The organism is uncultured Veillonella sp. (assembly GCF_938010505.1).
In the GTDB taxonomy this organism is placed as follows: Bacteria; Bacillota; Negativicutes; order Veillonellales; family Veillonellaceae; genus Veillonella.
The window spans coordinates 1-14452 of sequence record NZ_CALLVP010000009.1 but is presented as its reverse complement, the minus strand read 5'-3'; the positions used below and the strand labels follow the sequence as shown (position 1 = coordinate 14452).

Sequence of the window (14452 nt, the reverse complement as noted above, 5' to 3'; positions counted from 1 at the left end):
TTGCCGTGATTGTTACTCGATATTTACCTTTTGGTAAATATACATACCATCGGTTAAACTTTTCGACATGCCATGTTTCCCATTTCCATGTGTTAAAACCTATAGGGTCATACTGCACATATCCTTTGTCACCATTCGGCTTAACTACATTTAAAGGCGTCCGATTTTCTGCAACTCTCGCATACAAGTTTTGCCCATTAAAATGGACACAGATGTAATTACCACCCGTGTCCTTAGAATTATCTGTTAAATTGTATGTTTGTATCTGCCCATTAGGTGTTTTTGTTTTGATAACTGCCATTATTCCACCCACAATTCTGCACCATTGGCAAATTGAATTATGTTTTGCTGACCTTCTCCATAGAGTTTTTTCCAGCCTTTATTTTGACCATCAGAAAAACCCCCATAATATACACCATCATTGCCATTATCTGCAATAAACAATCGTCCACGCCATTGACCATTTCCTTGACTGTATTCGAGCAAAACTCCATTTTGTGGGGCTCCATTTGCTTGTGCCACTCGTTTAATAATTAATCGATTGGCATTATCCTCTGCCCAATCATCAATTTGTGTTACATCGTCATATGAAACAAATCCCCTTTTAACAGAAAGCCCCCCGTTGGGGATAACTTGGTTGCCTTGTTTACCTAGATATGCTGCATCTGCATCTTTTTTAGAAACTAATGTACCAGTAGATGATGCATCATCTTCAGTTAAAATTCTAAACGTTTTATTTTTGTTAGCATCGTGATACCCAATTGAGGTCCCTAAGAATATAGTACGGTTGTCACTCATACCAAATTCAATGGAATCCCTAGTTGACATCTTAACGGCATGATGAGCGCTACCTTTAGTATCAACTACTTGAACAGAGGTATTATTTGGCATGATGATTGGGCCTTTCATCTTGCCACCACCAAGGCCTAAATAATCAAGATTTTTCAACCGTTGCATATTGATTGAGTTTTCAAAGTCGTAATTTGGGTCACCTACATAAATATCTACTTGGTGACGTCTGTTTGGCTTTTGAGTTAGTACTGCAAAATAGAACTTGCCGTTATAGTAAGCAATATCTTCGATTTCGGTTTCACGGTTAATCTCAATAATTTGTTTAACTGTTCCGAATGGTGTACATTCAACTAAACTACCGAGCGTTGCAGACATAATTGCACCGTTTAGCATAAAGGCCCCGTTATTATTCATATCCGGATAGATATAATCGACTTGATAAGTCTTGAGCTTTTTGAAGTCATCATTATACAAATTGATTGTCCGTACTCGTTGATTGCCGGCGATAGGTACAATGGATACATATGTCCGTGTAATCGGATCATAGTCAATGTTGAATACTTTTTCTTGCAATGTAATAGTATTTTCAATTGCCATAGTGTCGGCATTGATAACCGTCAAATTATTACCGTTTTTAAGCCCATTGGTAATGTAAATCTTATTTGTATACCGATTGTATGTCATGGTATTACAATGCCCTAGACGTTCAGAATCCGTGAATTTGTAGGTACCTACTTTTTCAAATGTATCCGGATTCAATTCATAGAGAATTTGATTTGTACCTTCGCCATTTACACAAGCGAGTATGAATACATTCTTTTTAGAGTTATAGGTAAATCCTTGGCATTGATTTACCTCCGCATCATACGTAATGTTTTTCACCAACGCAATATTGGATGCCCCTTTTAGCATTGGTGTTTCTGTTGGATAATACGGCTTGATATTGGTATATACACCCATATCCATAACTGAACCCACTGTATTAAAGGTTAAATGTTCAGTTAGTTTGTATTGTCCATTAGGCACTAATAAAATTTTATTGGCCAAATTATCATTAGCACGTTTAAATGCAGCAGTATCATCGGTTACACCGTCGCCAACTGCTCCGAAGTCTTTAACTGACACAATACCATTTAGCGATTCTTTTCCAATGTATTTAGCATCGGCTTCGGATTTTGTTACAATTCCTTTTCCGCCCGGTATTGCTATTTCTTCAGCTTTAGCAGCTGCTACCTCTGCACGTTTGGCTGCATCTTCCGCTTTCTTGGCATTGCCTGTACTAGCGATTTGTTTATTGTTGATGTCGGTCTTAATGGCATCAGCTTTTGTAACCAAATCATTGATATTTTTCTTATCAGTTTCAGCTTGTGCCGCATATGCCTTTGTGTTATCTGCTAATACTTGTGTTTTTTCAAACGTATCAGCGCTTTGAATAAGTGCCGTATTAGCAGTTGCTAATTTATCATCTACCGTTTGAGATAATGCATTAATATTGTCGTTAATGGCATTAAGCTGTACTGCATTTTTTTCTACTTCAAGCGCTTTAGTTTCTGCTGTTAATGCTGCCTCAATTGCCTGTTTAGCTGCTACTAGAGAGTTATCAACAATATCTCTTACGACTTGATTCGGGTCTTCATCAGCACCTACACGAATTTGCAATGTGCGATCTAGTTGTTCTTTTAATTCCTGAAGAATTAATATGACTTTATCGCTCATGTCTTCAATGTGATTATATGGCCATTTATTAGATAATTCTGTCGTTTGAGAAATTGGAGTGCGCCTAATTAAAACAACTTTATGGGTTGCCGGTAATGGGTCACCAATACTTGGATACGTTAAGGTTTTATTCTGTGCATCATATAGAATATTTCCTGTTTGCTCTGTTTGCCGGCCGTCTTCATCAACTAGAATAAGGTTAATGTCTTTTATGTTGTTAAAATCATATGGCCAAATAAAAGTCTTGTTTACCCCATCACATTGATATTGAACAACTGGATTGTTGACTTGTGGAATCACAATATCCCGCCTTTCTTTGCATATAAAGAGGACTACCTAAAATAGGTAGTCCTTACTTTTATTGTTTCTTCTTTTCCTTTTTAGACTTAAGTCGTTTATTAAACATTACAGAAAATAGCAAGTCTTCAAGTTCTGCATCAATATCGGTTAATCCATATTTGGCTAATGTAAATATAGCATCACTAGCAGTATCACTAAATCCGACAATACGATTAGCAACCTGTCCAGCAGCTCTTCCTACATCAGTAAAATCACGCTTATTACTATTAATGCTTGTATAAACATCTTCTAACTTATCTATAATACTGTATGCCAACGGACCATTACCTCTTGTAAATCCACGTTCACCCATGATAAATCTCATTGCGTTACTGATTGCATCACGAACAAGAGGAATGCCCATTGTAGATTGAGATACAAATTCAGATACAAAAGATTTGGCCATTTTTTCAGGATCGTCATCATCACCATTAGTAATGGCTTTTAAAACCATATTAATAACTGCTTGCATCATTAAATCCCAAAGTAAAACACTAATAAATTGTTGCCAATCGCCTCTATCTTTTAATGCATAAAAGGCATCTAATTGCATGTTCCACAGTGTATTTGCATAGGTGTAAAACGCTGTTACAAAATTAGCAAAGGAACCTTTGCGACGTTGAATAGCTGCTTGGTCTTTCACATCACCTGTACCAAATACATCTATAATAGCTTTATCTGCTTTTTCAATAGCCCTTTGATTAGCCCACTCAACAGAAATGCCTTCTGTTTCTATTAATTTACTTAATTCAACATCATAAATTTCTTTCCATAGTGGTATAGATAACATTAAATCTGTTTCGGCAATAATACTATAGCCAAAATTGTTTATAGTATCTTTAATGTCAATAGCTTGTTCTAATTTATATCCACCTACTTGAACACCTTTGACTGATAATCCCTTACCACCAATTGATAAACCTTTACGCATATCTTTATCTAGCGTTTGAACTCGCTCACGCATCATAAATGATTTACCAAATACAAATTCTCTTGTTTCTATATTTTTCCTTGTACCCTTCCCATATATTCCTAGGCCTGCATTTCTGATAGCTCGGAATACAATTGAAGCGCCCTGTTGTTGAATTGCAACAGGGAGATTGGCAATATTTTGGATGGATACATTTAAGTTTCCGGCCATGACGGCAGCACCTGCATTACGCTTTAATATCGAAATCCAGTTATCTAATTCACTTAGTCGAGATACTTCGGATGCCCATTGATCACGAACCCATTGTTTCATGTATTGATATGTATCACTACCGAATTTATTTGTTATGTAATCAGCCAATTCTTTATTAGATAATAATCGATTGACATCAATTACAGGTTGACGCATTGTTATGTGATTTACAGATTCAGTAAGTGCTTTAGGAATAACGTCAAAATCTAACAATAATTGTTTACCTTGTACAATATTCATTCTTGATTTTGTTGCACTCATACCAAATCCAAATACGGCATTGCTACTCATCATTTGCATTGCAACATCTTCTACTTGTTGATTACTTGATTTACTACTTGTTTTAGGATCATACACAATTGGATAATACTGACCATCAATGGTCCTACCGCCAATAGAGAATGTAATGCCTTCTTCCTTTTTTAAAGGGTTTCCATATAAATCTTCTTGAACTTTGCTACGTTCAACGTAAAAAGAATTAATATGATCCCACGTCTTAATGATAAATTCCCAGTCTTTATCATTTAATACTTCTTGGAATAAGCGCTCCATTTCTACCTCATTACAATTAGCAGTAGCCATAGCTCGCTGTCGATTGTTTTGTGTTCCCCAATTGAGTGCTAGTACAATTACTTTTTCCTTAGTTAAGCCATATAAATCACCAACCTGATATCCTCTAATATTTCGAATATCATTTAATTCGCGTTTAGAATATATTGCAATATCTTTTGCCATACGGAGAGTGGCCAATTCAATCCGTTCATTAAATTGTTGCTTTGCTCGATTAATTGTATCGTAGATATAAGTTTCAGCTGGCCCACCTTTACCGCCATCCAGACGTCTAAGGATTGTTTTCATTTGAGTTAATTCCAACATCCCATTAGCAAATTTACCAAGCGTAGCATCTAAAAAGCTTTTATTATTCTCTTTATTAATTGTACTTTCAGTAATTTTGCCAAATATATTACTTGCAGTGGTTAGTATTTCTAACGCTGCATCAGTAGATGAAACCATATCGCCTTTATTATTTTTTAAACTAACCCCATCATAATCACGCTTACCACTTTTATAAATCCCCGTCATTAATTCTTCTAAGGAATTTAATTGCGATACAGTTAGATTTTTGAATGCTAACGGCACTTCGCTATTAAATATTTGAATAATCCAATTATCAAATCTAAATGATGTTTCTACATTTAGTAAATCCGCATCAGGATCTAATGCATTAATTACCGCATTCATATTAAAGCCGTCTACTGGTTCTAGTCCGTCATACTTGGTAAGCCCCATTTCATAAGCCATATGAGCATAGAAGTATCTCATGTTAGGCTCAATAGCAATCGGATTTTTAGGACGTGTCATTCTATTGAGGTTATCAAGCAGTTTAGTTCTTAATTTTTTAATCCGGAGTGCATTGTCAAACGCAACACGAGCTCTCGCTTGATTTAAGAGTTGTAATTGTTTAGCTTGTAGTGCCTCTTCCAGTTTATTGACCGCCAATGCCCTATCAGCACGCTTACCTTCACGAATAGCTTGGTTTTGATATTTCTTATATTGACTAGCTTGGGATAAGGTCAAATCGCCTAATTCCTGCCTAGCACGGTTCATATAATCACTAATCACACCTACACCACTATCACGAATAGCACGTACATTATTAATACGTTCTTGTAATTGTGCTTTTAGCTTTTCAATACGATCTTGTGCGGAATCGAGTTCTTTTGACACAGCGCCTAATTCTTTAGCTACCTTTTTGTTATCATCAACAATTTGTTTTTCGATTGGTTCTAACTCAGATTCGATTGTTTCTGAATTAGGCTCAAGTCGATTTAACTTATCGAGTAGTTCCCAGTTTTTAGCAAGGTCACGATTGGTTTGTGACTTGATGATTTTTGTTTCCTCTTCAGTTAACTTCATTTGACCGTCTGAAGATAATAGCCATTCTTCAGCAATTTCTATATTAGATTTACCAATATGGTTATCTTCAATGAATGTCTGCTCGGCAGATTCCATAGCCTGATTAATAGCTTCGTCAAACGTAAATCCAGTTTGCTCACGTTCAGCAGCTTCTAATTCTTTTAGCATACCATATCGAGTATTGGCTAATGCATCTTTACCAAATGCATTATAGCGTTGATGGTCTTTGTAGATTGGGTACTGTTCCATCAAACGCTTTTCAATATCGGCTTGAATGGAATCTTTTTCATCGTTCCATTCTTTGATTGGGCGACTTTCCAATTCCTTCATATACCGTTTCATAACACGCTCTTTCGCCATTTCCCCGACGTCGGCAATATGGCTTTGAACCTTTGCTTGTTCGGCTTCATCGAGCTGTTTAAATAACTTGCTAGATTCAAATTGTTCAAGTGCCTGTTCTTTTGTGTAGGCGTCTATATCTTCTTGGGTAGCGATCATACGCGCCATGATGTCTTGAATTTCCTTCGGTGGCAATCCGCCTAGTCGTGTCACCGCACGATAGATACGGGTTAGCCATTTAGAGAACATTCGGAATACACGTTGCAATCCTTTAGTAGGTGCGTTACCTTCACGAAGGTATGCTTCCCATCCACGAGCGAACTTTTCATGTGCCTTTGTATTGTCAGCACCTTTCGCATCATCCCATTCAGACCACTCTTTCAACTTGTTCCAATCTAGAACAAGTTGCTCTGGGGCGTTTTCCATTTCAGCTAGGTTCTTAATGTCGTCAAAGAATACGTGTCCCATTTCATGTAGGAATGTTGACCGGTCAGCCGTTTTGAAGATTTGAATAAGGCGGTCAGTAGGACTATTAATTTGCGTCATGCCATTAATAGATTGATTGTATTTTTGAATTACTTTAATAGCCTTGTCATTAAACACTACATAGCATCGTCCATCTTGCGCACCAATATAAGTAATACCTTTGACACCATACTCATTAAGATGTACTGACGCTTGCTTTGCACTACCTAGCGCTTTTGATAATGCCAGATAAAAATCTCTACCATTTATACCACTATCATTTAATAGTGCAGAAAAATCTTTTTTATACTTACCCCAATAGCTCTCCCTATATTTTTCTTTAGTCGTACCAAGTTCTACCAAAGCATTAAACCACATGGTATCCAGTTGATTTTTTATATCTTTTATAGTATTTGGGTTTTCTTTTAATGCATTTAAATCGATATTGTATTTTTCGGACAATCTATTTAGGTTTCTTTGTGTAATCGTGTTAAGATCTTCTTTAAGAAATTCATCAAGGTATTTATCTTTGAGTAAACGGTATTCATCATCTAGTTGATTAAACTTACTATCTAACTCATCAATTTCTTTTTTAGCATAATGGTTAAACAAAGGACTATTTGTATATTCATTGATAAATACTTCTTTTTCTTGTTCTGGCAAAGCATTAATTGCTGCGTTTAAATTTTCTTTCGTTTCTTTACTTAAAACATTTAACGATTGTTGCTCATCAATCATTGTTTTAGTATCTGGTATATCAACTTTAAACAATGTGCCTTTATCAACACCATGAATTAAAGATAGTTCACTCCTATATAAATCAGATACTTTTTTATCTTTAGCAAAATATAAACCCCAACCATGAACTTGATTTCCTTCACCACTACCGATAGCGCCTAAATCAAACTCATCAAAATTATGTGGTGAACCATGCCATGCAGATTGATAGTATTGATAATTATATTGTTTTCGGAGCTTGTCTAAATCTTTTTCGTTTGGTATACTATTGTTAATAATAAACTGTTTAGTAACCGGTTGGGCCATTTGTTGCCTGCTACCCGTTACTAGACGGTTTATTTTTTTTGTATTCGCATATAACAAGTTGCCATTTGCGATTTGTTGATTATACCAATTAATATTACGTCTTGGAGTAATGGTTTTAATTTTATTTATATTCGTTCCATTAGCAGTTTTAGTAAATGTAATAACAACTTGGATGTTCTCACCGCTTGCATTTATATTTGGGTTGCCGTTTTTAGCATACATATCTAATACAAGGATTGCTTCATCAGGAACTACTTTTTGTGAACGCCCATTATAATTTTTAAATACAGCAACTGGATTTGCTATTTTTTTAGGTAATAATTTAATGTCATCAATTGATATTTGATTAGCGTGTTTCCCAGTAATTACTTTATGAATTATGCTCGGATCAATCATGACATCGCCGTCAAATCCTAACATTTGTAATACGAGTGGAGAATCCATTATTTGAACAGTTCGATTAATTTGTTTTCCACTCAATTGATCATCAACTACTTGTCCCCAATTCTTTATATCCGTTTCTATTTTTTGCTGCATTTGTAATGGTTGTGCATACCCATTATTATATGTACCACCGTTCATTTGTACACGAACAGTATTGAAATAATCCATGGCGGTATAGTTACCACGTCCTGCCCGTCGCATAATATCTGCCATAACATCAGCATGTTGGGCCATAAGTAATGCATTAGCTTCCGCCGTATCACGTTGTTTACGGTCTACAGTTTCATCACTCATTATGGATTTAAGTGATTGATATACTTCATAACCAGATTTAGATAGTTGCATACGTAAAGCGATATCATTATCTGCAAGTTCAAACAGCTTATCTCGCATAGATTCTAGCGATTCAATCTGTTTAAGTGTATGCTCCATATCAGCATAATGGGCTCCTGCTTGATTAAGTGCTTCAGGATTATCAGCTAATGCACTTTGCGTACGAGCAAGACTAGATTGATACGCCATTCGTCTACGCTCTGAATTAGAACGTGGTGGCTTGTTTTCGCCTAACCATGTAGGATTTACACCGCTAGTGCGTGCCGCCTCTAAATCTGAATCCATAGCATCGAAATCGCTTGTATATTGTTCCCTGTATTGCTCGGTTAATTCCTTATACACATTGTTAAATGTTTGTTTAATGTGTGTTGGATCAGCAAGAACCACATCAAGCATTTCCTTATCTATGTCAGATGTTTCATCAAAGTAGGAACGAATAATATCATTCTTAACACGCTCTGCACGTTTTTCAGTATCATCTTTAACAAGGTCTTTCATAGCATGCACTTCTTCTTTTGCACGCTCAAGAGTTTTCATGGATAATCCACCACGTGTAAAGTAAGAAGATTCTTCCAATGCCTTAACTGTTTCTTCCGATAAACCACCGCTTAATTGAGCATAGGACCCGATAGGTATTTCGATTGGAGCGTCGGCAGTAATTGCCTTGGATACATCCTCTTGTGTTACCAATCCTGCATCTACCATATTACGAATAGCCGCTTGACCTTCTTCGGTTTCAGCCATTTCATTGACATTAACATAAGCGGTAGATACGCCTATATTATCCCCCTGAGCTTGTACGATTTTTCCGTATAACTCAGGGTTTTCTTTTGCCAAATTATTAACTGCAGCATCGTTTTTAAGGTTCTGCATGATAACATGACCGTTACGGTTTTGCTCTTCCATAACAGCCATATGTTGTTCTTCTGGTGATAACTTTTGAAAGTCTTTAAAAGCTTTCATTGTACGAACACCACTAATGCCGCCACCAATTACACCGAAACCAACTACCGCTGGTAGTGCTTGCCACATGGCCTCACCGGCACCTACGAACATATCACCTGCAGAATATGGACCCTCTTGATCATTCGATTTACGCCACAAATTATGCTGCAACTTTTCATTAACGTCTTGTAGGCCTTCCTCAAATAGTTCTGGAGCGCCAGCCTTAATAGAACTCTTGGCCACCTGTGCAGCAGTAACACCAATACCACGATTAAATGTCTCAGCTGCATTAGTAGTCCCTCTTGAAACTGCATTAGCAAGTGCAGACTTAGGAGCTATTTTAGATGCTGCTTTACCAATAGCACGAGTCGCTACAAATTCAATACCTGCATCAACTGCCGCAAAAGACATAGCGTATTTTTTTGCTTCGTCATCAGAATATATACGATTGCCGTTACTATCTTTTTTATTGATTAATTCTAGGTACTTGCTTCCGAATGACATTTGATACATTTGTTCTGCCATACCTACTTGTATGCCAGTATTCAAACCAACTAATGCACCCGGAATAGCACCCTCACCCCCTACTGGCGCAGTAGCAGCAGCACCAGTAGCTGCACCTAACGCCATACCTTCTGCAGCACGATTTGACCCTTTGATAGCATGTACAGCCATCATATACCCTTGCGCTGCAGTTTCTCCAATCACAGCTTCTAAAATACTACTGCCATCGGATTGTCTATATTTTGATAAATTATTATCTAAACGATCAATTTCAGCTGTTAATTCAGCAATCTTATTAGGGTCATTTTCTTGAGATAATTTATAACCGGCTTGTGCGCGCAAGATTTGATCGTTCATAGACCAAACATTCTGTTGTACCGCATCGAATACCCCATGAGTATTATTGATGGATTCAAGATTGCGTAATGCAGTAATAGCTTCAGCAGAACTTTTATAATTTATGTTATTAAGTTCCGGATACATATCACGGATCTCTTGAATAGTTTTCCCTCTATCCAATTGTGCAGCAGCCAATTCAGCACGTCTGATACCTTCTTGTCCACTTGCCATAATTAAATCTGGATTAATGCCTAGCTTTTCACCACTATCAATAGCAGACCGGCTCCAATCTTCTTTATTCCATAGATAGATTTGTTCAGCACGATGCATGGCCGGTTGTAATATTTCGCTAGCTTTATTTACAAAGTTCTCGCTTTGTTGCGGTGTAACATCAGTTTGTGTTAATGCGTTCATTGCATTTACATCGACTGTAGCGGTTGATGGGTCTTTCGTTACCCAATCACTAATACCACTAACTGCGTTACCTATAGCTTTACTATATGAATTGTCTGTTACTTCTTGTTGAACACCACCAACAAAACCTACATTTGCATTAGATTTAATTCCAAATGTACCCTTTGTCGCTTGTTCAGGTGTAATCTTATTCATTATTGACCTAACCTTTCAGCTAATTGTTCTGGTGTAATGGTGTATTCTTCGCCCCTAGCATCTTTATAAACGTAGTATGGCTGACCATCTGCACCAGTTGTGTTGTATAAACCATACATACCTTGTGATGCTAATTGCGCATCAGTATAAGATAATGCAGCCCCTCTACCACCAAAGAAGTTAGCACGTTTACCTACACCCCAATATTTACCAGTTTCTGTAGATGCGATTGTTTGTTCTGCTACCGCATCAGCACCCCATTGTGCTAGTTGTGCTGGTGATGGATCATAGCCGTGTTGTTTCCTAAACTCTTGTACTTTAGGATAAACTGCGGTTGATACACCTTGCCATTCAACACCATCTATTTTTCTACCAGCTAAATTTTCTATGCTACTTTTCATCCCTGACATTTCAGGGGAATACTTTCCAGTACCATTTGAATATTCATCAAATTCATGGTTGATTTGTGCTAGTTGTGGCGGTGTGAAGTACACACCCATTTGCCCCATGAAGTTGTTTAAATCATCCATGCTTTTAAACTGTCCATTAGAAATAGCAGTCTTAACTGCTAATACATTAGCCTCTTTTGCTTGCAATGCTTTTGCGGCAGCTTTATTTGCAGAAATCTGTGCTTGGTTTAACTGTCCTTGCATTGCTCGTTGATATTCAGAATGTGTTTCTGCATAATCTTGTCGCATCTTCAATACTTCAACATCAGTAGCGCCATTCTTTACCGCCGCTGCTACACGTTGCTCAATCTCTACTTTTTGGTTTTCAAGAATTTGTGCTTTGCGTTTAGCCATCACTTCTAACCGTGTCGCTACGTTTCGTCGAATCATGTCCTTACGCTTTTGTGCTTCAGCTGGTGTTTCCTCTTGGGCTTTACCATCACCAAGCAATCTAGCTTTTGTTTCTTGCATATATTGACGAACACTAGGCTCATCACCATTACCTTGCGGTGCATCCCATGAATAATGACCGCCATTTCCATCTATTGCATCAGGCGCACCATCTCTCCAACGCTCACCATTTGCCTCGCCAGCATACCAAGCAACAAGCGCACCCTCTACACCATAACGTTGTACATATTGACCAAGTTTGAATGCAGCCACTTTCTTTTGTGCCTCTGGGTCTGACATATCAGCACCAGCAAGTCCAGCCTCTTTTGACCACTCTGGCCAGTTGTCAGGCATGATTTGAAATAAACCATATGCACCAGTTCGACCATTAACCGCACTAGCATTGCCGCCGCTTTCTTGCCCCATTACAGCATTCATAACATCTTGCACAGTCGCATTGGATGCACTAGCACCAGCTACCTTGCCGAATCCACTACTAAACAACTTATCGGTAACTTTAGCTAGCAAATCAGGGTCATTAGGGTCAAACTCACCAATAATACTATCAATCTTACTATCATCAGATGTCGCTAATACCATTGATGCATTACGTACTTTTTGACGATACCCCATAATTTCCTTTTCATCAATCAGCCCAGATTCGGCGGCGGCATTAATCATCTTATTTGCACCGTCTAAATCATCATCAGAAATTTTCTTTTCAATCATGGTAACTGCAGTATCTTGCTGCGCCTTTTTAACTTGAAGATTAATCGTATTATCGTCATATCCAAGATTAGCAAGTTGAACATGAACGCTACCGCTTATTTGTTGCATAGTTTGTCCAAATGAATCAGGATTGCTGTTTACAACACCGTTATTAGCGATGTTTTGAATGCTCATATTCAACGCCTTCATGGCACTATCCTCATATTGGCCACGAACATATCGATTAATTGTATTAATTGTATTTATTCTGTCGTTATCAACAATTTTGTTAAATGCATTAATCGAATCTGTCATCTTAAAATGATATTTTCTAAGAATCCCATTTCGTTTGACAGATTCAATCTCGCTGTAATCAGTAGGAATATTTAATGCATTTTCTCCTTTACGGTTCATAAGACCATTTTCAGGGTCATACATAGCCTGATTCATGGCTTCTGTATATTCATTAGCCGCATTTACTACATCTACCAATTCTTTTTGTTTTTGGATTTGTAGCATAGTCGAACCTAAATCACCAATCGCTTTGCCTAAATTTGACAATCCTTGTTGATTACCGCCATATGCCATTTCATTCCCGCTAGCTTGTGTGCCACCTTGGATTGTATTTAATTTTTGAGCTGGATCATAATTAACAAATTTCATATCCTACCTCATTTTGTAATCACGTTTAACAGTCACTACCGGCCCCCTATCTGTATACCCCACAGGGTCACCACCATATGTAGTCTTCATCTTGCCTCCTGCATATTGCTGTTTGAGACTATACATAGATGATGCGGCGCCAAGAATACTGCCTACCATTGCTAAATTGCCTTGACGTCGAGCATTCTTAGCGGAAGCACGTGCAGCATTAGCTTCATTCTGATAGTTCATACCATTCAAATATTCGTTGTAAATGGCATTGTTTTTATTCTGTTCCCAATTATAGATGTCTTTGTTGTATTCATCGTAACTGGATGCCATTAACTGTAATGGGGATCCTGCCATTTGCAACCCACCGGCCCCTGCTTCTGCCGCATTCGTTCCAGCTACAAGGCGCATGCGATTATCCATCTTGTCCCGTTCTTGCAACTGTTGCATGGCAATTTGCTCTTGCTTACGGTCAGATATTCGCTTATTAGCTTCTGCCGCTTGTGCTTGAGCGTTGTACATCGAAACTTGCGCTTTGGTTTGTTGATTTTGCGCAATCAGTCCTACTCCGGTGCTGACTGCGGTTAAGATTGCCGCTGCGGGTAAGCACATATAAAGTCCTCCTTCTTGAGAGTGAATAATTCTAAATCGCCAACTTTTACAGTTGGATGAATAACGGCCCCAATCGATTCGAGCCATCGCTTTGTTTTAATATTAGTTGTGTGAACGTAATTAAATAGCCATTCACGAGTTTCTAACCATTCAGCAATAACTTGATTGCTTAATTTGATAAAACGCATCTGCCATCGCATATCGTTTTCTAATACTTTATTGCCTAGAAAATAAATCACATACATTCCGTTAACTGGTTCTTTTGCAATCCCATATACGCAAATAGCCACATCGTCTTCTACAACGACATGGCTATCATAATCAGATTTACAAATCTCGGAACAGAAATCCTTGAAAGGATATAAACGATTCACCTCTTTGACTTCTATGGAATCTATCGCCCTTAGGTTGACTTCTAGGTCATGAATTAATTTATCTCGCCGTGTAGGCTCAATTTCGTCAATTTTATAGTCCCGGAACATCTCTTAATCCTCCGCCAATTTCAACTATGCGAGTTATTGATAATAAATTAAATGGAAATGGATCACTATGCTTTATACATATCGATGTATCTGTTGAATAATTTGTCCCCATTTTAGGTAAAATTACAGGCTTGTCGCCAGTAAATAGTTCATTCGGTGGTAATGTAATATCATCCATTTTGTCAAATGTA

Annotated in this window: 7 protein-coding genes; all 7 read right to left on the bottom strand. The window is 37.6% G+C overall.

Annotated features, from left to right (window positions below; translation table 11 throughout):
* The coding region (locus Q0507_RS00425; RefSeq protein ID WP_298710762.1) for a hypothetical protein at positions 1–301 on the bottom strand (301 nt) is incomplete at its 3' end.
* On the bottom strand, positions 301–2808 hold the full coding sequence (locus tag Q0507_RS00420; RefSeq protein WP_298710760.1) for a glycosyl hydrolase family 28-related protein: 2508 nt from the start codon (positions 2806–2808) through the stop codon (positions 301–303). The genes Q0507_RS00425 and Q0507_RS00420, both read right to left, overlap by 1 nt.
* A gap of 58 nt (positions 2809–2866) precedes the next feature.
* The gene (locus tag Q0507_RS00415) at positions 2867–10969 is read right to left on the bottom strand and encodes a hypothetical protein (RefSeq protein WP_298710758.1); all 8103 of its coding nucleotides are present in this window, start codon (positions 10967–10969) and stop codon (positions 2867–2869) included.
* Entirely contained in the window at positions 10969–13179 is a 2211-nt protein-coding gene (locus tag Q0507_RS00410) for a transglycosylase SLT domain-containing protein (protein WP_298710756.1), read from the bottom strand. Before Q0507_RS00410 ends, Q0507_RS00415 begins: the two co-directional genes overlap by 1 nt.
* Positions 13180–13182: 3 nt before the next feature.
* The gene (locus Q0507_RS00405; RefSeq protein WP_298710754.1) at positions 13183–13779 is read right to left on the bottom strand and encodes a hypothetical protein; all 597 of its coding nucleotides are present in this window, start codon (positions 13777–13779) and stop codon (positions 13183–13185) included.
* Positions 13752–14261: a hypothetical protein gene (locus Q0507_RS00400; protein ID WP_298710752.1), complete on the bottom strand. Its 510-nt coding sequence runs from the start codon at positions 14259–14261 to the stop codon at positions 13752–13754. Before Q0507_RS00400 ends, Q0507_RS00405 begins: the two co-directional genes overlap by 28 nt.
* A partial coding sequence (locus tag Q0507_RS00395) for a hypothetical protein (protein WP_298710748.1) occupies positions 14245–14452 on the bottom strand: 208 nt, incomplete at its 5' end. The genes Q0507_RS00395 and Q0507_RS00400, both read right to left, overlap by 17 nt.

Coding starts and splice junctions, on each gene's coding strand:
- Q0507_RS00415 (WP_298710758.1), bottom strand. CDS start 10,969: ATGAATAAGATTACACCTGAACAAGCGACAAAGGGTACATTTGGAATT.
- Q0507_RS00410 (WP_298710756.1), bottom strand. CDS start 13,179: ATGAAATTTGTTAATTATGATCCAGCTCAAAAATTAAATACAATCCAA.
- Q0507_RS00405 (WP_298710754.1), bottom strand. CDS start 13,779: ATGTGCTTACCCGCAGCGGCAATCTTAACCGCAGTCAGCACCGGAGTA.
- Q0507_RS00400 (WP_298710752.1), bottom strand. CDS start 14,261: ATGTTCCGGGACTATAAAATTGACGAAATTGAGCCTACACGGCGAGAT.